Annotated in this window: 20 protein-coding genes; 4 read left to right on the top strand and 16 right to left on the bottom strand. The window is 35.1% G+C overall.

All coding sequences use genetic code 11. The features are described 5' to 3' along the window. Positions 1–111: 111 nt before the first annotated feature. From C5Q98_RS00460 to dinB, 13 genes are all read right to left on the bottom strand, one after another. The gene (locus tag C5Q98_RS00460; RefSeq protein ID WP_106011780.1) at positions 112–867 is read right to left on the bottom strand and encodes a tyrosine-protein phosphatase; all 756 of its coding nucleotides are present in this window, start codon (positions 865–867) and stop codon (positions 112–114) included. Then, a complete protein-coding gene (locus tag C5Q98_RS00455; RefSeq protein ID WP_106011779.1) occupies positions 857–1,693 on the bottom strand; it encodes a PHP domain-containing protein in 837 nt (278 codons plus the stop codon). Before C5Q98_RS00455 ends, C5Q98_RS00460 begins: the two co-directional genes overlap by 11 nt. Positions 1,694–1,707: 14 nt before the next feature. Further along, positions 1,708–3,156, bottom strand: a complete 1,449-nt coding sequence (locus C5Q98_RS00450) for a PTS transporter subunit EIIC (protein ID WP_106011778.1) — start codon at positions 3,154–3,156, stop codon at positions 1,708–1,710. 140 nt (positions 3,157–3,296) lie between these two features. Beyond that, a complete protein-coding gene (locus C5Q98_RS00445; RefSeq protein WP_106011777.1) occupies positions 3,297–3,797 on the bottom strand; it encodes a YbbN family protein in 501 nt (166 codons plus the stop codon). Between the two features lie 26 nt (positions 3,798–3,823). Beyond that, positions 3,824–4,489 (bottom strand): class I SAM-dependent methyltransferase, encoded by a 666-nt coding sequence (locus C5Q98_RS00440; protein ID WP_106011776.1) that lies wholly within the window; start codon positions 4,487–4,489, stop codon positions 3,824–3,826. Between the two features lie 118 nt (positions 4,490–4,607). Next, on the bottom strand, positions 4,608–5,165 hold the full coding sequence (locus C5Q98_RS00435; protein ID WP_106011775.1) for a QueT transporter family protein: 558 nt from the start codon (positions 5,163–5,165) through the stop codon (positions 4,608–4,610). Between the two features lie 126 nt (positions 5,166–5,291). Continuing rightward, positions 5,292–7,253 carry a beta-N-acetylhexosaminidase gene (locus tag C5Q98_RS00430; RefSeq protein WP_106011774.1) on the bottom strand — a complete coding sequence of 654 codons (1,962 nt, stop codon included), beginning with the start codon at positions 7,251–7,253 and terminating at the stop codon, positions 5,292–5,294. 151 nt (positions 7,254–7,404) lie between these two features. Continuing rightward, on the bottom strand, positions 7,405–8,007 hold the full coding sequence (locus tag C5Q98_RS00425; RefSeq protein WP_106011773.1) for a threonine/serine exporter family protein: 603 nt from the start codon (positions 8,005–8,007) through the stop codon (positions 7,405–7,407). A gap of 7 nt (positions 8,008–8,014) precedes the next feature. After that, positions 8,015–8,836, bottom strand: coding sequence for a threonine/serine exporter family protein (locus C5Q98_RS00420; RefSeq protein WP_106011772.1), 822 nt, complete (start codon positions 8,834–8,836; stop codon positions 8,015–8,017). 128 nt (positions 8,837–8,964) lie between these two features. Beyond that, complete coding sequence (locus C5Q98_RS00415; RefSeq protein WP_106011771.1) at positions 8,965–11,064, bottom strand: HelD family protein; 2,100 nt, start codon at positions 11,062–11,064, stop codon at positions 8,965–8,967. Positions 11,065–11,100: 36 nt separating this feature from the next. Then, positions 11,101–15,084 carry an SNF2-related protein gene (locus tag C5Q98_RS00410; RefSeq protein ID WP_106011770.1) on the bottom strand — a complete coding sequence of 1,328 codons (3,984 nt, stop codon included), beginning with the start codon at positions 15,082–15,084 and terminating at the stop codon, positions 11,101–11,103. A gap of 223 nt (positions 15,085–15,307) precedes the next feature. Further along, positions 15,308–16,108: a GNAT family N-acetyltransferase gene (locus C5Q98_RS00405; protein WP_106011769.1), complete on the bottom strand. Its 801-nt coding sequence runs from the start codon at positions 16,106–16,108 to the stop codon at positions 15,308–15,310. 161 nt (positions 16,109–16,269) lie between these two features. After that, complete coding sequence (dinB, locus tag C5Q98_RS00400; RefSeq protein ID WP_106011768.1) at positions 16,270–17,526, bottom strand: DNA polymerase IV; 1,257 nt, start codon at positions 17,524–17,526, stop codon at positions 16,270–16,272. A gap of 92 nt (positions 17,527–17,618) precedes the next feature. Between dinB and pip the strand changes: the two genes are divergently transcribed. The 4 genes from pip to C5Q98_RS00380 all read left to right on the top strand — a co-directional run bounded on the left by pip (position 17,619) and on the right by C5Q98_RS00380 (position 21,483). Continuing rightward, complete coding sequence (pip, locus tag C5Q98_RS00395) at positions 17,619–18,557, top strand: prolyl aminopeptidase (protein ID WP_106011767.1); 939 nt, start codon at positions 17,619–17,621, stop codon at positions 18,555–18,557. 55 nt (positions 18,558–18,612) lie between these two features. After that, positions 18,613–19,896 (top strand): DUF2254 domain-containing protein, encoded by a 1,284-nt coding sequence (locus C5Q98_RS00390; protein WP_106011766.1) that lies wholly within the window; start codon positions 18,613–18,615, stop codon positions 19,894–19,896. A gap of 94 nt (positions 19,897–19,990) precedes the next feature. Further along, positions 19,991–20,212 (top strand): hypothetical protein, encoded by a 222-nt coding sequence (locus C5Q98_RS00385; RefSeq protein ID WP_106011765.1) that lies wholly within the window; start codon positions 19,991–19,993, stop codon positions 20,210–20,212. Between the two features lie 44 nt (positions 20,213–20,256). Further along, entirely contained in the window at positions 20,257–21,483 is a 1,227-nt protein-coding gene (locus C5Q98_RS00380) for an amidohydrolase (protein ID WP_205728434.1), read from the top strand. Between the two features lie 142 nt (positions 21,484–21,625). On the opposite strand, the gene C5Q98_RS00375 is transcribed toward C5Q98_RS00380, so the two are convergent. The 3 genes from C5Q98_RS00375 to C5Q98_RS00365 form a co-directional block, all read right to left on the bottom strand. Then, a complete protein-coding gene (locus tag C5Q98_RS00375) occupies positions 21,626–22,345 on the bottom strand; it encodes a DNA alkylation repair protein (RefSeq protein WP_106011764.1) in 720 nt (239 codons plus the stop codon). Between the two features lie 125 nt (positions 22,346–22,470). After that, positions 22,471–23,871: an ABC transporter permease gene (locus C5Q98_RS00370; protein ID WP_106011763.1), complete on the bottom strand. Its 1,401-nt coding sequence runs from the start codon at positions 23,869–23,871 to the stop codon at positions 22,471–22,473. Beyond that, positions 23,858–25,501: a COG1361 S-layer family protein gene (locus C5Q98_RS00365; RefSeq protein WP_106011762.1), complete on the bottom strand. Its 1,644-nt coding sequence runs from the start codon at positions 25,499–25,501 to the stop codon at positions 23,858–23,860. The genes C5Q98_RS00370 and C5Q98_RS00365 overlap by 14 nt, the downstream gene beginning before the upstream one ends.

The raw sequence follows: 25,501 nt of genomic DNA, 5'->3' as shown, positions 1-25,501 counted from the left end.
TGATTTGTATTAGATTCATTTAACCAACAAAAATAACTCTCCAAAAATAATTTTGGAGAGTTATTTAATTATATTTTTAATTTTTTATGTTTTGTAGTTCAAGCTATTGAATTAGTCGTTCAAATAATATGACTTCAATCTAAGAAGTTTTTGCTCATCTAAATTAAGTTCATTCAAGAAATAATCTTCCAAGTTGCTATATTTAGCCTTTATTCTATCCATAGCTTTATTCAGGAAAGTCTCATTAACAAATAACAATGGTTTATACAACTCAAGCTTCTCTGAAGCTATTCCAAGTTTTTCAATATATGCATCAAAGCCCAAATTTATATATTCATTCGACTTTAAATACTCACTTAACCCATCTTCGTGTGAGAAACCTAAGGCACGCATTAATAAATACACCAGAAGTCCTGTTCTATCTTTGCCAGCTGAGCAGTGTATGTATGTACTTCCATTATTCTCCAAAAGAATATCAAATGCCTTCTTAAAAGCAAGATTATCTATTGGCATACTTTCATATCCTGCTAGAAGATAATCATACGCTTTATTAATTAATTCATCTGAAGGATTAGTACCAAGTATATGACCAAAGTCAAAACCATCAAATCCTTTAATATTCTTTAATGCATTAAGATGGTAATGTTCTGTTCCAGGTATTTCAGGATCCGGCTTATCAAGAACCTCATTTTCCCCTCTAAAATCAATTATGTTCTTAATATTCAAATCCTTATAGAATGAGCTTATCTCAGGGCTAGTAATATCATCTAAACTGCCACCTCTGAAAATTCTTCCTGGTATTATTTCTTTACCTTCAGTATTAATATATCCAGATACATCTCTGAAATTTACAACACTATTTATCATTTCTAAATTTTATCTTCTCTTCTACCACTTTATACTGTCCTTCTGTAATGCCATATTCTCCCATATCAGGAGTTAAGAGAAAGTCGTGAAAATCAGATCCTCCTGTTGCTATAAGGTCAAACTTTTCAACTATTTCTTTGGTTTTTACATAATCTTCCGCTTTCATTTCCGGATGTGATACTTCTAAACCATCCAGACCATAAGCTACATACTTCTCTATCTCTGGGTAATTGCTATATAGACATGGGTGAGCTAAGATAGCAATTCCACCGTCTTTATGAATCGCCTCAATACCCTCATCTACTGGTATATAGTCCATTTCAAGATCCGCATTGCTAAAGCCTGTATTAAGAAATAGCTCTCTATACTTGCTTGCATCTTTCATCTCAGGGTATTTTTCTACAATCGCATCGAAAAGATGGCGCTTAAATACTATATTGTATTTCGAATGTTTCTTAGCATCTTCATATGTGATATCGTAGCCTTTTTCATTTAGCATTTTAATCATCTTTTTATGATAATTATCTCTTCCTGCTAACGCCTGCTTACCTTTGGCTTCAACATTTACAGGGTAATCTTTAAATCCTAGTCCTAGAATATGAACTTTCTTATTCACAGAAAAATCGTAACAACTAAGCTCTATTCCCCAAACACTTTTGATTCCATATTGATCACAAGCTTCTTTTATTCGATCATAATGAAAAACCGTGTCATGATCAGCTATTGCGAGAACTTTAGTTCCTTTTTCTTTAGCCAACTTAACAAGATCTTCAACTTCCACATTACCGTCACTATAATTCGTATGCGTGTGTAGATCTGCGTACATAAAATCCTCCATCACTACTTTTTATTTACTGATGCTCCTTCTTCCAAGCCTTCTATCTTCATGAACAATGTAATTACAAAAGTAGTTAAAAACGCAATCAACATTGAAATTATTGCAATAATAACGTTATTAGGTGCACCTTCACCTATCCACATTGGGATATTTATAACGCTAGGTGACATGAAGGCAAATGCTTTCAATCCCATCAAACCGCCAAATAAACTTCCTGCAGCAGAACCTGCCATTACGGCATACATAATTTTACGGTACTGCAAAGATACTGTATATAAAGCAGGTTCAGTAATACCAGCAACTAAGGCTGTAACACCTGCTGATAAACTCATTGATTTTAATTTCACATCTTTTGTCTTAATAGAAGCTGCGAAAGTTGCACCTGCTTGAGCCATATTAGCTCCCATTGTTAGTGTTCTTGAGATTGGATCAAATCCATTCTGACCTAGTATTTGCAAACCACCTACAGCGAGAGTTGAGTGTGTTCCTGTAGCAACCATCCATGGATAAATTAAACCTAGAATTCCAAGACCAATTCCACCAAATGTGTTAAAGAACCATAGCATTGCATTTCCTAATAAATTGGAAACTACACCCATTACTGGTGCCAATACTACAAATGTTGCAGGAATCATTATTGCTAAAAGTAAGAGTGGACCAAAAGTAGGCTTGATAAGATCTGGTAATTTTTTATTAAGGAAGTGATCAACTTTACTCATTACCCAAACAACTAAAATTGACGGAATTATAGATGAAGTATATGACATACCATAGACTGGAACAAAGCTAAAAATCTTACCTATAAATTGTGGATTTAAAACATCGACACTTGCATTCCAAGTTGGGTGTACTAATGCCATTCCTAATAATGCTGCTAAATAAACATTAGTTTTAAAGTGTTTTGCTGCAGATATTGCTACAAAAATTGGTAAATATGTAAAACCTGCATCAAAAACCATATTAAATAATTTATAAGTTAAGGATACTTCAGTATTTACCCAGCCAAATTGAACTATTAAAGCTAAAATTGCTCTACCTAAACCTGCACCTATCAATATTGGCAACAGTGGTCCAACTATACCAACTATAGTAGAAATTAGTTTAGAGAAAATTCCTACCTTCTTATCATTCGCTTCTCCACTTGGAACTCCACTGCTAAGATTACTTGATCTTTTCTCAGTTGTATCTACTACTTCTATAATCTGATTATCTTTAATAGCAATAATTTGCTCATAAACTTTAGAAACATGCTGTCCTAATACAACTTGAAACTGTCCTGCACTTTTGACAACACCAACTATATTTTCATTATCTCTAAGCGCCTCTTCATTAGCCTTTGAATCATCTTTAAGATCGAATCTTAATCTTGTCATACAATGTGTTAACGCTTGCACATTATCCCAACCACCAACATTATCAATTATAAATGCTGCAATATCTCTATAATCCATAGCCTTCTAATTCTCCTATTATTTATTAAATAAATTTTAATTCAATATCAAAATTTATAGGTTAAATTAGTGTTAGTTTAATTCTAAACTATTTTTATTCTTATAAGCTAACTTTATGGCATAAAATCAGGGCTAAAAAACTATTTCACCAACTCCTGCATCTTTTCAACTAAGATTTGCAATCCATCCTCTTCTTCCCAAGAAGCTTGTCGGACTACTTCGCCATCATATAGTAGAAAAATTGTTGGCACATTTTGATAATCCAAATAGTAGAATAGCTCCTCATTAGGGTCATCTTCTGCCATTACAACATTGACTGAGCCTCTGTATTTATGGGCCATATCCTCCATCCAAGGAATAATGACATTCATGTTTTTAAGCTTATCTCTTTTTACACAAAGCAAGACCGGCTTCTCAGATGAAAGTGCGTATTCTTCAAGATTTAAAATCTCTCTATAGTCCAAAGTCTCGCCTAATTCATCTGTGCCTGGTTCAATTAACACATTCTTAGCTTGGTAGTTTATCTCACCCAAGATTTCATTCTCACTAGTCTTTTTATTATTGCTATCATTACCAGAGCAAGCCGTCGCAAGTACCATTACACTCACAAGAATAACACTTATAATTCTCTTTAATTTCATTTGCAACTCCTTTACAGAGAGTCCATTTAATCTAGTTCGTCTACTTTTTTGCTACAAGCAAAAACTGTGAATCCTTTTTTCTTCAAAGAAGTCCAGGTCAAAGGGAAAATTTCATCCAAGTATCTACCGTAAGATTCTGCTCCCTGCTTCTTACCAATAACAGCTAATAAAATTCCATCATCACTCAAGTGATCTTTCGCCTGGCTAAGTAGTTCATGGACTTTTTCTTTACCAGTTCGCATCGGTGGATTGGTCAAAATAATATCAAATTTTCCATTAATTTTACTGAAGCCGTCACTCTTTATAGTGCTTGTCTTAACTGCTAAATTTCTAGCAATATTCTTCTCACTTAGAGCTAGAGCCCTTTCATTAACGTCACTTAAGAGCATGGAGCCTTTTGGGAAAAGTTTCTGAGCAGTAATACCAATTACACCATAGCCTGTTCCAAGATCTAGTTTTTTACCAGAACTTATTTTTTCAAACTTAGGATAATCCTCTCTTGCTAATTCGAGCATTTCTGTTTCAAATGCTTCTAGCAAAAGTTTAGATCCCAAATCAATGTGATTTTTGGAAAAAACTCCGTTATCTGAAATAAAGCTTAAATCTATTTCTCCCCAAGTAAAATCAATGATTCTCTCATCACTTTTTACATCTTGTTCTTCAGAAAAATAAAATGAATTCTTCTCTGTCATAATCTTACCTTTTCACTTAAATTTTAGTCCTAATAATAAGAATAGAGTAAATTATCCCAGCAAAATCAGCAAGACAATTTACTCTATTTTCTAAAATTTAACTTTTTAACTAAATTAATTATTTATCAAATCTATGTCTAGTGAAGTAAGGTTGCAATACAATATAAAGAGGTAAAGCAATTACATACAAGACAAATGCTTCAGACAAGGCTAGAGACAAAACATTTGTAATTAGCAATGTCCAAGAGAAAGCAGCATCTGTAAATACTAGTGTTAGATATGTACCAACAATAAGAGCATTTAAGATAATTGTTGGAAGTGGTAGCAAGTACAAGGCTTTCTTTTGAGCTAATTCCTTGCTTGTGTAACCTGAGTATTGCTCACTAACTTTAGTTCTATTTGCTAAGATACGAGTTAGTATAGCTGCAATCAAGGTTGCCAAACTTCCGAAAACTATATCTACCCAGTGTCCTGAACCAACAATGTTAGCTAAAATACAACCCAAGAATACTCCAGGTATTGCTGCTGGGGTCAAGGCTGGCAATAGCGTCAAGATTTCTGCTAGCCTAAATTGTATAGGTCCAAATCCTATTGGTTTCAATGGTAAATACAACAATAGGTATAGTGCTGCGATCATTGCTGCTAGAGCAATGTAGCGTAAACGATTTCTGTTCATAAAACATCCTTTCTTTGGTGATAAACATTCACCCGAAAATTGCAGGTCCGCTTATTTGATAATGTCAAAGGCTTGTTACCTGCAATTTTATTTTATTTTGATAACTATTTAATTTTCCCCTGTACCCTATGGAGCGTTAGAAATTGGGCTAGCTGATATTATTCTCTTCCAGTCATTTACTCTGGTATGAGGTGATATCTCAACTTCTGCCAAACTACGTCCATCAAAGGCTAAGCGTTTAGATTCTAACTCTGGTAAGAATTCATATACACCATTCAAGTAACCGTCAACTCTATCCAAAGTAGTCTTGAGTCTTGCAATTAAAACACCCATTCTAGAGTCAATTACTTCGCTTCCTTGAGGTTTGTTGTGTAGATACCAGATTGACATTGTGAAAGCTTGTAAGTCTGTGACTGCACCAATCAATTCTGGCAAGTCAAACTCTACCAATTGTCTTAATGTTGATTTATCGCCAGCTAAATATGATGCTCTCAAAGTAGAGGTTAAAACAACCTTGCGTTGTAAAACATCTGCTAATTGTGCTGACTGCAAGTAGAACAATCTATGTTGATCTGTTGTTTCTGCTGCCTTCAAGTCAAAGTAGTCTGCTAGATTGCCATAATGCTCACTTAACTCTTCTGCATATGGATTAATGTGAACATCAAATAGACCAGTCAATACATCACTGTATAAAATGTATTTACTTGGGTTATAACAAACAAGATTATCTTTAGGAACGCCTGGGACCTCATCGAACAAGCGCATGTTGTAGTATGCTTTTCCGTCACCACCAACAGTTAAGTTAAATCTTCTGATTGTCTCACTTCTAGTAGGTAATTGCTCTTGCCAGGTTGCTTCACCAAAATATTGTGCTCCGAGTAATGCTTCAAATACACTGGTTTCGGAACCATTGTCTCCCCAAGCAGTAGTTAAGATATGCTTAATACCAGCTTTTCTACATGCTTCTAAGGCAGGTTGACTTGTAGCAAACATCTTGCCGTGATTGACTTTAATACCGTTCCAGTTCCAGATACCACCTGCAAACCAGGTCTTATTACCACCTAGTAACTTATGTCTTTCTAGCATCTTCTCATAGATTTCTTCGTTGGTATTGTAGTAATCCCAATAAACTAGTGAAACCTCATTTGGAACAACTTTCTTGATATCCTCAGTTATTTCTGTGTTTAGATCATAATAATTATTTGTGCTTGAAATGAAGCGGAAGTACATATCTGACCAGACCATTGGATCGTAATCAAACTCTTTAGCAATCTCCAAGACTCTTTCGATGTGTTTACCGAAAATCTCATGTGGAGCTTCAGCACCATTTCTTGTTTGGTAATTACCACGTCCCAAACCAAAAGTCTCGTCCATACCAATATGAATTCTACGACTTCTAACTGAATTACTTAATGTCCTTAACATGGATCTTATAAAGTCATAAGTTTTTTCTTCACCAACTAAAAGGACATCATCAGTATCTTTGATCTCATTTGCATATGGCCAAATGAAAGCATTTCTCAAGTGACCTAAAGTTTGCATACATGGAATAACTTCAATACCTAAACTATATGCATAATCGTCAATCTCTTTGAGCTCTTGGCTTGAATATGCTCCTCTTTGATAACCGAAATATGGGTAGTCATCGATTTCATAAGTATCTTCTATATATAAGAAAAGTGTGTTATAACCCATAACAGCAAGGTAATTAGTTAGGAGTTTCAAACTATCGACGGTTAAAACTGCATTTCTTGAGAGGTCAACCATGAATCCGAGATCTTCAAATTGTACTTTCTCGTGAACAGCCTTGCCAGTTTCACGGACTTCTCTTAAATGTGAGAGTGCTCTAGCAAAACTTCTCAAGTCAAAATATTTAATGCGCATAATATTATCAATTGCATCAAATTCAACTGTAATGCTATCGTCTGTTGATTTCTCTGTAAAAAGAGCTATACCATTATTTTTGTTAATGTCTATGTCCAAAACAGGTGCGACTCTCTTCAATACGTCCAACTCGTTTAAATTTAATTTATCTACATTCAAGCAAAATTCATTACGTGCGTTGAATCCAGAATATAAGTTGTTCATTATCAATATCCTTTCTAGTTAATGTTTATTATCCAAATCTTCGCTAGAATTAAATATATCCTAAATTTAGATTCCCTACGCTTATATGATAACTTTATTTTTTACATTTGTCGTTAGTATTATCTACTTTTATATGCGAATGCAGTAATAACTAATTATTTTCATCTGTATCTTCATCTATTACTACAGGGTCAGAAATTTCATCAGCATCCTTAAGGCCTTTGAATTCCTCACTGCTTTCACTACTATCACTACTTCCACTAGCATTATCAGACTCATTCATAGCTTTTCGCTCTTGATATTTTTTTAATCGTCTCTTTGTTAGATAGTAAAGCTGTACAAAAGTAGAGTTAACTAAAATACCTAATGCCATGGATAAAGCAATACCTATGGTTTCTAAACCAATTGATATAGCTGCACTAATATCCTCTGCTATTATTTTCTCAACCGTTCTATATACCAAAGAACCTGGAACTAGTGGCAAAATTCCTATAACAATAATGATAATTGCTGGAGCTTTTACTTTTCTTGCGCAAATTTCTCCTATCATTGCAATGCTAAATGCTGCCACAAAAGCAGCTGCAAAAGAACTACCATAATATTCAATCATCAATGAGTTTATTACCCAACCTGCAATAGCTGCCAACATTGAAACAGGCAACAACCTTTTCGGCAAAACATACATCTTTGAATAGCCATACGTAGAAAGAGCTACTGCTAAAATTACTACTAAACCTGAAATTAATGCTTCCATATTTCACCTACCTTAATAATACAATAGCAAGTGCAGCACCAACTGCCAGGCTTATCGCTATAAATAAACACTCAACTAGTTTATTTAAACCTGAAGTATAATCTTTCGAGAAAACTTCTCTAATAGAAGTTGTCAGAAGCATACCTGGGACCAATCCCATGATAATCGAGATACTCGCTGTTCCTGTGTTATTAATTAAGCCAATCATGGCAAACAACTCAACGAAGACGTTACCAAAGAAACTAGAAGCTAGGTTATTAAAGGTAGAGTTGACCTGGGCATTGGTCAAGAAATTGTTAATAAGCGCCATTAAAAATGCCGCTAACATTGCTCCTATTGCGTTTCTAAGATCTCCACCAAAGATAAAATTAAATCCAAAGGCAACTAAGAGAGTACCAATCAGGTTGTTCATATTAAAGTTGTATTCAATCTCTTCGATTCGATCCAACTCAGATTCAAAAATACTTAGAGTTTTCAGCTCTCCATCGCATAAATACCTGGATAAACTATTGAGTTCGTCTAGTTTAGTGAAGTTGCTACTCTGTGAGCGCATTCTTCTACTACTTGTATAAATATTACCATCTTCATCTTTAAAACTAATAATAACAATAGTAGGTATACAGAAGGCTGAAGGTGAATCAATACCATAAGCAGCAAGAATCCTCTCAATACTATCCTCAGTCCTGGCACTCTCTGAACCAACACTATTCATCAAGCTACCAAACCTCAAGCAGAGATCCAATAATTTAGACATAGAACCAGAATCAGAATCATGCATAACATGATTAATCTCATTTACTGGATTAATATCAAAATTTATTTTTGCCAATTCTATCCCTCCGCCTAAATTAATCTATACCAGTAAATCTATACCAGTTAATTTAACTTATTTTCGTAGCTTCTTTTTACCATATTTCTGCTACTTCATCACAAAAACTTTATCCCCTTATAACCTCATTACCCTATAAATCTTGATTTGTCACCAATTGCGTACAATTTCAAATTATGTAATGGTCTTGTGCACGCTACATATAGCTTAGTCCTATCAAGTTCTGAATTATACTGTTCATCAGAAGCATTTAACAATATTACTGCATCAAATTCAATACCTTTTGAGCCTGCAATATCACATAGAGTTGCTGCGAACTCCTCCTCTTCTCTAAGGAATGAATTTAATAATATATCCTTATTAGCAGTATCAGCAGCCATTATAGACTTCAGGCTTTGTTTGAATCTATTGAGCTCGTTCTTGTCTTTCGCTATAACTGCAACTGTATTGTATTCTTCCTCTCTCAATTTGAGCAAGTCCTTATAAATAAGCTCGTCTCGTTTTTGTTCAGCCTGCTCTTTTATTTCTTCTTTAACCTCTACTATTTCAACTTCCTCGCCATCTCTACTGAGAGCTAAGATTGTATCAGATTCAATAATATTTTTAGCAAAATTTGTAATCTGCGCTGTAGATCTGTATGACCTATTTAAGGTAAAACTCTCCACTCTTAATTTATCTCGAGTATAAAGCTCTTCCAACTGCTCTAAATAGTTCTTATCAAGTTCATATCTGACAGCTTGGTTCTCGTCACCTAATATAGTTCTAGGACAGGTAAATAGTAGGCGTATCACTTCATGGTCTGTTGGCAATAAATCTTGCATTTCATCAACAATTACATGCTTAACCCAGTCAGAATCAGAAGCACCATAGAGAAGAATTTTTAATAAAGCTAAGATACTTAAGTCGATTTCGTCCATATTACTAGGATCAAAATAAGCACTTGAAATTTGTTTTTCACTCTCTAGCCATTTAGCAAAAACTGAATAGATATTGCTTAAATTATCTAAGACGTACATTGAGTTAATTTGATTTTGAATCTCATCTTTCTTCTCGTCAAATAAGTTCTTATTGCCAATAATATCCTCAACGTGCTGTAGAATACTATTGTTCCTTGCAAACACTGGCAAGAATTTATAATTCTGTCTAAATAAATTATCTACAGTGTTTTGCTTGACATAAACTTCGTTATCCAGCTCAATAGCTTTGGCAGTAAAAATAGCATTTTCTATGAAATCAGCAAAATCGTAAATATAATCAACCACTCCAAATTTGGAGAAGATCTCCATTTTTTCTCTCGTGCTTGGGACAAAGTTGTAATCTGAGAATCTTGAATTAACATCAGAAATCTCTAATTGCTCAATTGACTCTAGAGTCGCATATGAAATATTTCTCTCACCCAAACTAGGCAATACACTAGCTATATAATTCGCAAATGAGATACTTGGTGAAATCAACAACATATCGGCTGCTTCAATGTCTGGCATGAGGTAGATCAAGTATGCTGCTCTATGCAGTGCGATTGAAGTTTTACCTGACCCTGCAACACCTTGTACAATCAAGGTTCTATTAGGTTCTGCTCTTATGATCTTGTTTTGCTCAGCCTGAATAGTCTCTACAATGTTTTTCATAGTAGCAGATCCCATTTTGCTGAGAGCAATTTGCAGGACTTCATCATTAATTTGCTCTGATGTATCCAAGACATTTATTAGCTTTGCCTTTTCAATAAGCAATTGATACTTGGCTAGAATTTCACCTTTTATTTCTTGGTCTTTGGACATGAAGCTAACAGGCCCTAGCTCTTTATAGTTATAGTAAAGGTCTGCAATTGGAGCTCGCCAGTCTACCGCATATTGTCGGAAATTATCTAGATCAATAATATCCTTAAGACCAATATATACAGCTTCAGCTTCATCTTCCTCCCCAAATTTGAAATCTATATGTGCAAAATAAGGTCTTTTATAGAGATTTTGTAATACTACAGTCTCTGCTTTTTGAGCTGAAATAACTTCTGCTTGTTGCCTTAATTCATTTTGGACCATGGATGAGTCGAAATGACCATTCCCATCCTCTTCTTTGAGCTCCAAACCTTCAGAATAAGCTTCACGCATTATCTCTCGTGATTCATTTTCTCTTCTCTCATTATTACTTAGCAAATATTCTAAACGTTGCTCAATATATGCCAAAGTCTCATTTAAATAATTTAACTCATCTTGGAAAAGTTTATCCATAGTCACCTCATTTACTCTTAACTTAGCTTACTCAGCTTACTCAGCGAATAATTCTTTAATATCATCCATATTCATCTTATTGATATAAGTCGCACCTGCAGAAACTATATCGTCTAATAATTTTTGCTTTGCTTCTTGCATCTCTTGGATCTTTTCTTCAATTGAGCCAATTGTCACCAATCTAAACACTTGGACATGCTTTTCTTGTCCTATACGGTGAGCTCTGTCTGTTGCCTGATCCTCAACTGCTGGGTTCCACCATGGATCGTAATGTATTACTACATCCGCTCCAGTCAAGTTCAGTCCAGTACCACCAGCCTTCAGTGAGATAAGGAATACTTCACCCTCACCTGCATTAAATTCATCTACTAGTTCTACACGCTTGTTCGAAGGGACTTGACCATCAATGTAGAAAATCTTCCTACCTAAAGCTTCCTGTCTCTCTTTAATAATTTCTAGCATGCTAGTAAATTGTGAGAAGAGTAGGATCCTATGACCACCAGAGATCAAGTTATCTAGTAAGTCTTCTAATACTTCTAACTTCCCACTTCCGCCCTCATAATTTGGCATAAATAACTTAGGATCGCAACATATCTGTCTGAGCCTTGTCAGCTCGCCTAAGATATTCATACGCTCACGGTTTTGGGCACTACCTTCACTCTGTTCATAGGTAAATATCTGTGCTCTCGCTCTCGCAAGGTGATCACGATACACTCTTTGTTGCTCTGGTGTCATAGGGCAAGGAATATTTGTTGTAATCTTCTCAGGGAGCTCTTTGAGAACATCAGTTTTTAGCCTACGCAGTATAAATGGTGACACTAATTGTCTCAAACTCTCTCTAGTCTTCTGCTCTACCAGTTGATTTGCATCAATAATAAAATTCTCATTATCATTCGAGGCCGCATCTGCCTTTCGCTTCATCTCCTCTAACTCTGCTTGACTATAGCTTGTACTAGAAACTTTAAATAGTGCTCCAAATCTATCTTGGAAGTCGGAATAGGAGAACAAGAATCCTGGCATAATAAAGTCAAATATAGACCATAATTCGCCAATGTGATTTTCTAAAGGCGTACCTGTCATGGCAAATCTACGCTCACCATGCAAAGCTTTAACAGCTCTTGCAGTTTTGGTCATTGGATTCTTAATATATTGAGCTTCATCCAATACTATAGTATTAAAGTTAAATTTAGATAACGATCTTCTATCTTGTCTTACCAATCCGTATGAGACTATCATTAGACCGTCATTCTTTTCAAACTCGGCATATACATCTTCTCTATCACTCTTATTACCAAAAGCAACATATGTAGGTAAGCCTGGAACGAATCGTTCAGACTCTCTTTGCCAGTTGTAAAGCAAAGATGTAGGCGCAACTATAAGTGTCCTGCCACCTTCTTCTTTATACCTTGACCAGATGAAAGTTAGCATCTGTAAAGTTTTACCAAGACCCATTTCATCGGCTAGAATACCACCTAGTCCATAGCGATCTAAGAACGACAACCAGTGATAACCTTCTACTTGATATGGTCGCAATTGCGCATTAACTTCTGTTGGTACTTCTGGTCCTCTCAGGCTAGGATCATCCAAGTCTCTCTTGAGATTTTCCCAGTGTTCATTAATTTCTTTGAGATCGGAATTTATTTCAATACCTTTTGTGCTCAACGCACTTATTAATGATAGGCTTCTTATTCTCGGGACGTAGAAAACATTCTCTTCCCAAGAAACTTCCCAAGAATTCAAAGTCTTAACAATGTTTTGTAAATCTTGTAAATCTTTCGCCCAGTCTTTTCTATCTGATGACAAATTAATATATGTTTTGTGATCTGATTTTACATAAGGTTTATCTGCCAAAAAGGCTTCAATAATCTTACCTGCTACCTCTTTTGAGTAACCCTCTACATTTACTTCAACCTTAATTTCATTTTTGTCATCACTTAATCCGAGGTTCACACTAGCTTTACCTGGCTCTAGAACTTTTATCTCTTTAAAGTTTGGAGTTAAGTATAGACGTGCATTTTCTGCCAATCTTTGGATATTTGTATTAATAAAATTAAATATATCTTTGCTATGTTTAAGATAATATTGGTGAATCATTTGGCTTCCTTTTTTGCCTTTTACTACCATAGGCAGTTCGGACTTATCCAAAGAAACCTCATCAAAATTCATCTCATTTAAAAGTCTAATCAGAGTCTTCTCAGAAGGTAAATCCCTGATAATTAAAGCTTCATCATCCTTGTGTTTACTTAGCAATCCATATTGGGCATAGCCTGGTCTGAAATTATAATCACCATAGTTAAAGAAGACTGACATGTTAATTTTTTTACCGTCAAAGTCTATAAAAATTCTTGTATCTAATTTTTCTTTAATTATTTTAGATTGTAGCTTCTTACCAAGATTTAAGAATCCACCTTTTTCCCAAACACTAGCCTTCATTCCCAGCACATAAGAGGCTTGTTCCGCTGTTACATCAATGGTGTTAGATTTTGCATCGGCCAAAAGTGACATAATCGAGTAAAACAATCTACTCTCTGGAGTTTTGCAACGGTAGAAAACTTTGTCCAACAACACTACATCGAGCATTGGCAATATTATAAGCGAGTTAGAAATATCCTTACGACTTATCTCATCTTTTAGATTATGAACTTCAATGTTTTGTTTTTTGAAGCTAATTCCAAGTCGGGCAATCTCTGGTTTATCTGTTTCTGATTTCTCAATCGCTTTTTGAACTTCTTTTTCTTCAAACAAAGCAGTTTCGCCATTATCTTTCAACTCAGAAATTAAGTCTAAATTCAAGTTAAGATCTTCTGGATAAGTATCTCTCCAAACAAGTGGGAAGTCTTGCCCACCTGCATTAACTTTAACTATAAATTCTTCACTCTCTTCCAAGTCAAGTTCAAAGAATGATCTTAATTGCTCCATAGTTAATGACAGGAACTTACCGTCAATAACATACTCGCCACTAAGCAGTTCATTCGAATCTAAATATGCACGTAAACGCTTCTTAGTTTCTATATAGTTATTTTCTAACCATTCCAAAAACTTAGCTTGGTCTGATGTTAAAGATTGCTTCTTGTGCCAAGTAAAGCGCACACCAAATTCAATGAAGTCACGACTATTAATTTGGTCAATGAATTCACCTAATTTGTTAATTACGTAAAGTTGCTCGTTATTACCTACACGCAAAGAGATCTCAACATCCTGTCCACTTCCTGGATTTAGATTTAATGTAATTTCAAAAATAACCAATCTATCTAATTGCAGGATTCTATCTAAGGTGTTAGCTCTATTTTCTTCTTTTGTATTCCAAACTTTGACCTGCTTTACTAGATCTTCACCATCTGGCTCATAAATTCTTCTTTTAATAATTTGTGTTCCATCAGCTTGAGTCTCTAAAACAAGGTTTTCCATATTAGAAAAATTACCTGGGTTTAACTTGACATAGCTTGATTCCGAATCAGCATCATCCTCAGAATTTGTCACAGTCTTATCCCTTAGAAGTCCTTGGACATCACTTGCTGGTGTATTACCTGTACTCATGGAATTATCACCAGCTTTGTTCTTTATGTTTCTAATTTTTCTACGCAAACTCTTGTTTTTCTCATCAGGATTAGTAATACTCTCAAGCACATCAAATGAAAGGATGGCCTGTTTCAATACAGGGACACCTTTTAGAGGGTTGGTATCAGGTAACTCTTGAGGTATCACATCCTCGTCTGGAAATTCTTTCCCTTGCAGAGAAAATAGCAACGCTACAACATGCTTACAAGGGCCTTTGAACACACCAAAAGATCCACAGCTACAACCTGCGCCGGCCACAGTACCATTGTTATTAAGTTGAATAAAAGTATCATAAACATTGCCAGAAAAACTACTTACTTTCGCAGATATAAGTTGTTTTCTAGAATCGTAATAAAATGGTCCTACTCGCTCTTTAGCGTTGTACAAATTTCGACCACGCATATATATTTTGTTACTAGGCGTTAATGATTTAATTTTTTCTTCATCAATTAAAATTTTCAAACTAAATATCCTCTTTATTTATCAAAACTAATATTAATACCTTGCTCTAAAAGTTTTCCGCCAAGATCACTTGAAAACAAATGACTTGGCAGATAAAAACATTTTCACTTTTTAGCAGTTTTTATATTCAACTGATTTTACTAATATAAAATTTTGTGCACCAAATTTGTGCCTAAACCTTTTGTCAAAACTAATTTTTGAGTAGTTATCTCAAAACTAAAAATTATAAATTTCTAATTGTAATTCTTTGGGCAACTTCTTCGTAACCTGCTGACTCAGCTGTTTTTTGTGCTAATTCAGTTTCTGCCACTGGCCAGTAAACGTCCATTGATTCTGCATTCGCAACAGCTAGTAAAGCTTTAGCCAAGCTGCTTCCAACTCCTTGTTTACGTCTAGAAGATAGGACATATAGATCATCAACTACAAGAACATCATAGGCACCATACATACTTGTAATATAGCCAATTAACTTACCGTCTTCATCGAAATAGCCTAGAATTTTTCCTAATTCATCTTTAACTATAAAGGAGAATACTTGACCTAAATCCATTATTCCTCTTGTCTCTGTTTGGAAGAAGTTTCTAGCAGTTTTCTCATCATTTACATTTAACAAGCGAATTGTTCCAGGTATTTCAGCACCAAATTCACTAGGATCGAAACTATCTTTAAGCTCACCTTCACCTTTATGGTAGTAGCTCTTGATTGGTTCGGAAACATCATAGTATTCTTGATATCTAAAAGATCCTGGATTCATACCAGTGACATTCATGATTACGCTAAATTCAGACCCTTGTCTTGCTAGCCAATCTTCGAATGCTTTTAGGTCGAAATCATCGGATAAAGGCATTGACCAAATTTCTCTAGTCTCACCAGGATTTACCATAATAGCATTATCATCTGACAGATAATACTCAGCTTCATCATCAAACAATAGATCTTCTAATTCTTCTCTTTCATCATAGAAACGTAAAGGTTTCTCTTCCAATAATTGCTCAATATCAGCACCTTTAACCTTTGAAAACATAATCCACTCCTTATATAATTAATTTCTTTCTATCTAATAATTCCTAACAAAAAATATTTTTAACAGTCTAAATATTTTAACACAGATACGCTCAATATGATTAAACAATTAAATACTATTTGTCACAAATATCATCCAAGGATAGCATCCAAGTCATCCTGTTAACTCAAGTCGTACAATTCATTCAAGTCATTCAAATCATCCAGGCTATTCAAATCATGGCTTTCATTAAGATCATTTGCCAAAAATACACTTGCTTCACCAAACTTAAATTGCAATTCATTTAGTAATACCTCAATTTCCTTAGAGGTTACTTTTTTATTCTCTTCTATATCATTCGCAAGCTGCATTAAATCTTCTAAATTCATCTGCTGAGGTTGGCTCTTATCCTCAAGTTTATCTGCTGTAATCCCCAATAAGCGTATGGCTCCAAGATCTTGGAAATGCTCTTGAAACAGATCGAGAGCAGCTTTTGTTAATTCAGTTTTCGTCGAGATTGCCCTCTCCAAGGCCTTTTGGCGAGTGTAGTTATTAAATTTATTGTCTCTAACATATATTCTAAGAGTCCTGGTACGCATATTCTCAGCGGCTAATCTTGCTTCAACTTCCTCCGCTAATATAGAAAACAATTTGGAGATCTCTTCCAGACTGGATAAATCTTTACTAGTCGTCCGCATCGCTCCAATTGATTTGGCAGGTCCTTGTTCATCCTGACTTAGAACCGGATCTTCATCTTCTCCTCTAGCATTTTTCACTAGACTCATTCCATTTTTCCCAAGATACTTACTAATATAAACTGGGTCAACTTTTGCTAATTCACCAATTGTATCGATTCCAATTGTCTTAAGTCTTTCTGCCGTTTTGCTCCCTACAAATAAAAACGTTTCAACCGGCAAAGGCCACAAAATCTCCTGATAATTATTTTCATCAATTACAGTTATAGCAAATGGCTTCTTATAGTCACTGCCCATTTTCGCAAAAGTCTTATTCCAGGAAACACCTACTGAAACTGTTAACCCCAGCTCTTTAAGAATTCTGTTCTGTATCGTTTTGGCTATCTCCAAACCACTCTCTGGTCTATGACTGACGTCTATCCAAGCCTCATCAGGACCGAAACTTTGAACTCTGTCACTATATTCCAAATATATTGCTTTTGCCTTACGAGAATACTCCCTATAAAGATCATGATGTGAAGGTAAAACTACTAGATTAGGACATTTCTTACGTGCCTGATAAAGTGTCTCTGCCGTCTTAATACCATACCTTTTGGCTATTTCATTTTTGGCCAAAACTATACCATGTCGACTAGACTCATCACCACCAACAATGACAGGTTTATCTCGCAGTTCAGGCTTGTCTAGAAGCTCAACTGAAGCATAAAAATTATTCATATCTACATGTAAAATTTTTCTCTTCATATTAACTAGAATAGCTGAAATTTAAGTATTTTTAAATATTTTAATCACTTTCATCTATAATTGATTTAAATACTTTTATTTAGGAGTGAAATATGGACTTTTCTGGATATGATAATCATCAATTAAACAAAGCATTTCATTTGCAAGTAGACGACATTCACAAAATTTATATTGAAGATGTTGGTAACCCTGAAGGTATACCAGTGATTTTCTTACATGGTGGTCCTGGAGGCGGTATTAACGAGAAATCTCGATCATTTTTCCACCCTAATTCATTTCACACTATTCTCTTTGATCAGCGAGGAGTTGGCAAAAGTGAACCATTCCTTTGTTTAGAAAATAACACTGTACTAGATAGTGTTGCTGATATTGAAAAAATCAGAGAATACTATGGTTTTGAGTCTTGGATAGTATTTGGCGGAAGTTATGGCTCTACTTTGGCACTTGCTTACGCAATTCATCATCCAGAGAGAGTTCGCTCTTTAATATTACGAGGAATATTCTTAGGTAGAAAAGCTGATATAGATTGGCTTTATAATGGTGGGGCTGCTCAATTTTTCCCAGAAGAATTCGCACGCTTCAAAAATTACATCCCAGAAGCTGAACAAAATGATCTTGTTGATGCCTACTACAAATTAATGTTGAAATCTGATATCTCTCGTGCTGAAGCATGTAAGCGTTGGAGCGATTGGGAAACTGCAGTTAGTACATTGTTACCTAAAGAAATTGACTACGCCGCTGAAGTAACAGACGGTGAGTTATCTCTAGGTTTAATGGAAGCTCATTATTTTGCCAACCGCATGTTCTGGTATGAGGATAACTACCTCCTGAACCGAGCAGATAGATTGGGCAAAATTCCTATGCATATCTTCCATGGCCGCTATGACATTAACTGTAGACCTGTAGGCGCTTACGAGTTACAGCAAGCTTGTCCACATGCAAAATTGCACTTTGTTGAAGCTAGTGGCCACAGCTCATTTGAAACTGCTATGCACGAAGCCTTGGTAAATCAAATGGATGAGTTGTGGTAGGTTTTCCTATCAAGAAAATTAACTTCAATAAATTCAAAAAGAATCCGGAGAAAAAATGTTAAATAACGCAAAGATATTCCTATATAACAAACGTACTTGGGTTTACTTCTTACAGTATGTTTTATTATCGTTGGTGCTTTTGACTGCAGTCTTATTAGTGGATACGAGTGATACTATCGACCATAGATATTTGCCAGAAGCATTTTTCACTTCTGCTGAGAGTGCTCAATCTGTTTTATCATCACTTTCCTCAGCATTATTATCAATCGCTACCTTCACTTTTACGACGATAATCTCTGTTCTGACTTTTTATAGTAGTAGCTTTACCCCACGTGTGGTTGAAAATTTTGCCAGTAAAAAGATTACTATGAAAGTCCTAGGAGCATTTATTGGAGGATTTATCTATAGTATTATTGCTCTTAATTTCACCAAAACTTATAACTCTGAAACTCCTGTAATTGCAGGTAATATTGGTGTCTTATACGGTTTGCTTTGTGTTTTATATTTAACAATTTTCTTCCAAGAAACTATTAAGAGCTTACAAGTTACTAATTTAATTACTGAGATTTCTGATATTACCTCAAAAGTTATCGATGAAGATTTAAAAGACAGAGACCGTGAGTATAATGTCAAAGATCTTGAAAACAGCCAGTATATATCAGTACTCAGTAATAAATCCGGATATTTAGAAGCTATTAATTATACAGAAGCTGGAGACATTTTTAAGAATTTTAGTGGTCTAGTTTATCTATCTCATAAGAGAGGTGAATTTATCGTAGAGTCAGAAGAATTAGCCAGAATTTATACCAAGAAAGATTCAGAACTAATAAACGATAAAGTTATAAAAGAAATTTATGATATTTTTCATATTCAAGAGAATAAAATCAGCATAACCGATTATAGATATGGACTTGATAAACTGACCGAAATTACCATAACTGCTCTTTCCTCAGATGTCAGAGATCCATCAACTGCAACTCATTGTATTAGGAAGCTAAGTTTGTTGATGAGTAAACTCTCTAAAGTTGATAGCAATCACTACGTCAAAAATATTGGAGATAAAGGGTTAATCTATTATTTTACACAGTCATTTGAGCAAGATTTCTATGATACTTTCGTCCATATTTACAATCATGCAGGTGAAACTTCTGAGATTATGAATACACTTTATGATGCATTTATTATTTTAGTAACTTCTGCTAGTGATAAAAATAAAGCTTTCTTAGCGGAGGTTGTTCAGGATATGCATGAAAATATTATTGATAAGTTTAATTTAACCTGTGATAGAGAAAACTTCGAGAAAAAGTATCAACGCTTCTCTGCTATAGCAAGCCGATAAGATTACCTGGACAATTATTCAGATAAAAGTAACGAGTTTTTTATCTTTAAGGTAGTATAATATATACAACAGTATATTTATGGAGGTCAAGATTATGACAAAGAAAAAGACTTTATTCACATACAATTTGAACGCAAGTAATGATGGAACTCACAAAATCCATGAATATATTTGCCCACATACACCAGAAAATGCAAACTGTGTAACCTTAGATTTTTTCAAGGATGTTGATGAAGCAATGAAGTTTGCCAAAGCCAAATACAAAGACATGAAATTTGATATTTGTGACCACTGTTGCAAAAAAGAAGATAAATAATTAAATAAGATAAAATTAGCACTTTTTACAGGTGCTAATTTTTTATGCAAAAATTTGCAGAAAGGGAACTTGCAATGAATAGTTTTCGCCAAAAACTCATTAATAAAATTAACGAAAAACAAGATGAAATGATTGAGATTAGACATCACCTTCATCAACACCCAGAAATCTCTTGGAAAGAGCATGAAACAGAAGCGTATATTTATAATTACTACAAAGATCTTGATTGTGAAGTCACCAGAAATGTTGGTGATGGCCTAGGTCTAACTGTCTTAATTGACTCTGGAAATCCTGGCAAAACTGTAGCCTTGAGGGCAGACTTCGATGCTTTAGAAATTCAAGAAAAAACTAACGTCCCTTATATATCCCAAATCTCTGGTGTTATGCACGCTTGTGGACATGATGCTCATACTGCTTATTTAATGGTTTTAGCCAAATCCCTTATTGAATTAAAATCTGAATTCAACGGTAAAGTTCTTATCATCCACCAAAACGCTGAAGAGGTCACTCCTGGTGGTGCCATTGGAATGGTCAACGATAATGTTATGAACGGAGTTGATGCTGTTTTTGGAGCACACGTAATGACCAACGGGAAGTTAGGAGAAGTTAAACTTTGTCCTGGAAATGCTCAAACTGGACGTGGAAATTTCAAGTTGACAATTTCAGGTACTGCTGGACATGCTTCTACTCCTCAGTTAGCTAACGATGCGATTCTAGCCTCTGCCTACTTCATTACAGAAGTTCAATCAGTAATCTCAAGAAGAATAGATCCTTTCGAAATGGCAACTATTTCAATAAATTCCATAGACGGTCGTGGTCCAGTTAATGCGGTAAACGATCACGTTGAAATCATTGCAGATTTACGAGCTGTGAGCCCTGAAACTCAAAAGAAAGTAGAAGTAGAAATCAAGAGAATACTTGAGGGTATTAAAGCAGGTTTCGCCATTGACTATGAGATAACTTTCACCTATGACTATCCTGTCCTACATAACAATGAAGAACTCTGTCAAATGATGGATAAAGTCATGCAAGAAACTGAAATCCCGGAGTTAAAAGATTACAGTCACTGCGGCCCTCAAGCTCCTTCGGAAGATTTTGCAGAATTTGCACTTAAAGTTCCCGGACTTTTCTTTTACGTTGGTTGCACTCCAGAAGGTAAAGAAGAGACTCCACATCACAATCCATACTTCTATTGTGACGACGGCGCTTTGATTATTGCAGCAAAGACTATGGCTAGTTTGGTAGATGAATATCTAAATAAAGATAAGTAATTCCTCTTCAAGATATCTCTTAACTATACAGATTAAGCTTATATAAACAATTAAGCGAATAACAAAAGCAGGATATTTAATAAGTATCCTGCTTGTTCATTTTGCGCAATCTATATTTCACCCTTAAGAGAAATTTCATTAACTATGTTCTTTTCAATACTCCACCGGGTACTCTAAGTGTTCTCAAATACTTCTTAGTTTCATGATCAATTCTACGACTATCAATTGCTTTTTGAATAGCTTGATTGTGAGTTTGAGCATCTAATTTTCGTTCTTGTAAAACTGGTATAGCAGCTTCATATTGTTTATATAGAGCTTCCGCTATGAACCAGGCTTGCATCATTTTTATATAGTACTCATCACTTTTAACATCTACTACCCAATCAATATATTCTGGCGAAAAATCTTCAGAAAGAAAATGATCCTTCAAGATCTTGATCGCATATCTAATTTTATATGGAGAAATATTTGGATCTACAGCCAGCCATTTTTTGACTTGTTCTAGTGTTAGGGTCTTATCTTCCAGAATAACTTTTGGAGAAGCATAGTCTGACACAGCCCAGTTACTTACATATGGTAAGAATTTATCCAGATCTTCAAAGACTACATTAATATCTTTTTCTTTCTCTAAGATCATCATGTGAAGAACTTCGCCTTCATGATATTTATACGGGAAGCTCATCAAATATTCTGTTTTAGTTTTTGTAGAATTGAGAATATTCTCTTTTGCAAACTTTCGTAGAACAGGCATACGGACACCTAAAATCCTACCCCTATCAATATTAGGGATAATTTTAGATTGAAACTCCTTGTACTCTGGGTCTCTTAATTTTTTCAAATTTTTCTTAATGTCTTTTAGCATGGCTGCTCCGTTTTTTAAGTTACAAAATTTCTCATTCAAAAGTCAAATATATTTTCACATTAGCTTATGAAAAACTCTGTAACTTACTCCTGGAAAAATAATAACTTAATTAAAATTTAATCTTACTATTCGGTACGCAAAGCATTTAACGGTGATAACTTCATGGCTCTAATTGCAGGAATCAGACCTGAGATTGTACCTATTAAGGTGGAGAAAATAATTGCCATTATTGCTAATTGAGGGCTTATAACTGATATTTGTCTAATTTCATCAGCAGCCTCCGCAAATTCAAAGGCACCTCCAGAGTTTGCTACGCTATTTATCAACATTGAAATTCCTGAACTAATTAATACTCCCAGGACACCTCCAATAAATCCTATAAAAGCAGATTCCAATAAGAACAAGTATGAAATATCTCTTAACCTACAACCTAAAACCTTGAATATACCGATTTCTTTGGTACGTTCGTAAATAGACATCATCATTGTATTAGCAATACCAATGGCAGCTACTAGGAAGGCAACACCACCTATTCCACCTAGAACCAATTGCATGGTACGCATATTTTCACGCATACTTTGAACAAATTCTAAGTTGCTGTTACACTCATATCCTGCAGCTCTTAAATCTTTTAATAACATCTCTGTGTCTTCTATGCTATTGCTTATAACTTTTAGGCTATTATAGTTAATTGATCCCATAGCCTTGCCATCTTTGCTAGCTGGTTGATTTGGCCAGGCTTTTCCCTTAAAGGCTTGGGTCATGAAGGCTTTAAATGCTTCAATTTCTGTAATCAAACTAGATTTCAATTCATAGTCATTCTTGGTATCGTGAATAGCATCAACTTGAACAAGATATTTTTTTGGTGGAATGGTTACACCATCTTCTTCTCTTTCTTCCTGAACTGTTACAAAAATAGCCTCATTGTATAAATCTACTTTTTCAGACTCATTGTCGAAACCAAAATTATCATAATACTCATAATAACCACCATCTTTTCCATGTGGATCAAAGAACATCTCTTGCACATCTTTACCCGCACTAAGTGGCAAAATCGAACGTGGACTAGTGCCAGGTTTAGGGAAGCTACCTTTTAGATAATCTAATTTCAAATCTTGAATATACTCATATGGATAGGCTATTAAATTAATATACGCTTCACTACCAGTTGCTGTTTTAGCATTCATGTAATGAGTAAGGACAGGATGCACTTTCTTCACATTTTGCCAAGTTCTTAACTCTTCAATTTGTGCATCGGTTAAACCTGTACCTTCTCTAACTAGACCATTTGAACCAGGTCCAGAAGGTTTCTTGTTAGGATCTTGATAACTACTTACATCAATCTCTGTTAGACCTCTACTAGACTCTATCTGTTTCAAAAGCATTTGCTCCTGACCTGCAGCAATAGAAAGCATGACTACAATTGAGGCACAACCAATTATGACTCCCAAAACAGTGAGACTAGTTCTTAATTTACGTCTACCTAAGTTAGATAATGCTAATTTTAATAAATCAGAGAATCTCATCTATATCCTCAATCTCTTCCAACTCTTCTTGTTTGCGTTTTTTCGCTTGTCTTCTGAGCAATAATGTTATGAGCAAAGCAATCAAAGCTATGACAACTATAACTATCACTATAGGCCAGAATCTAAATCCTGTTTCTGGTTCAGGTTCTTCTGGAGTCGCTGGATCTTCCCAGCTTGGTTCTGGCATAGCTTCTAAAATTTCTACATCTATCTCTTTTTTGATTGTAGTTTTCTTACCCAGCTCATCTTCAAAGGTTAAAGTCACAACAGCTTTGCCATTTTCACTCATTTTAACCGGTGTAACCATAGTGTCTACGTTCTTTGTTTCAGCCGGAGCTATATTACCTAAATATGACTCTTGGGCACTTAGGACACCATTTTCTTCAACACCAAAACTGGTATTGTACAAGGTACTTTTACCCTTATTAATTACGGTCAAAGTAATATTAGATGGATTATCAACTGTCATTGGGCTAGGCAAAATCTGCAATCCAGTAAATTCAACGACAGGATCTTGGTAAACCTGCAAAGTTACGCTTTCATTAGTACTAAAGGATGCACCATTGGCATCTTCATACTCTATGGCTACACTTACGGGATAAGATTTTTGTTCCATCAATGGTGAAGCCTTTAAGCCAATAGGCACTTCTACTGTGCTGTTCGCATTAACTTGCTCAACAAAAACAGAGGATGAACCTGATAGTGGGATAAAGCTGGCTTTATCTTCTCCCAAACCTAGTACTAAACGAATGTTTTTAACTGCGGTTGTTTTTGAAGTGTTTCTAAGTTGCAATTTAAGGGTAAAGTTTTCTCCACCTTTTATCTTTTCTGGTGAGGTGGTAAAACCTGCGACCATAACTCTTGGGGTAGATGTTTTGCCTGGCTCGTCTCCACCGCCTGGATTTGGAGCAGGATAATCAGGTTCAGGTTGTGGTAAGCTCGGTACATAACCACCATCACTAGGTGGAAGCTGGTCTTCTGGTTTAGGTGCCTTGTTATCATCTATGGCCCCATCACCCTGAACTTTAATAAAGTAATATCTAATTACTTCTTTTACCTCGCTGGAATCATCATTGAAATAAATTTTAAGAGGAACTCTATAGTAGCCACTCTTTAAATTTTTTCTCACAGTCAATTCACCAAAGTCGAAATATTTAGTCTTAGCTTCAACTTCTTCTTTATTGTATTTTTCTATAGTTTCAAGTTGTGATTTATTAGTTGCTAGATACTCGCTTTTTTCAATCTCAAAAGGAAAATCTTCTGCTTTCTCTGCAAGATCTAATCTTACTTTAATATTCTTAGCATTGACTGCGCCCCAGTTCACTAAAGGGACTCTCAACTTAAATTTAGAACCTGCATCTAGTTTTGGGATCTCTTTGTCAGCTATTAAAATGAAACTTCCTGCATCTGTATTAGATGGTTTTGTGGTTTCTGTTGACTTGCTTGCCTCTGTTTTCTTTGTTGTTTCTTCAGTGCTTGACTCTTGACTAGATTGTTCAGTACTAGTAGATTCATTTGACTCTGTACCCTCAGCTACTAATCTTGTAGTTGGAACTAGTACATTTAGCATTAGAGACATACCCATAAGCAAGCTTAGAGCCACAATTTTATTTTTTATATTCTTTCTCAT

Source organism: Fastidiosipila sanguinis (assembly GCF_002998295.1).
GTDB lineage: Bacteria > Bacillota > Clostridia > Saccharofermentanales > Fastidiosipilaceae > Fastidiosipila > Fastidiosipila sanguinis.
The sequence above is the reverse complement of the archived record's forward strand: the minus strand, read 5'-3'. Positions and strand labels throughout refer to the sequence as shown.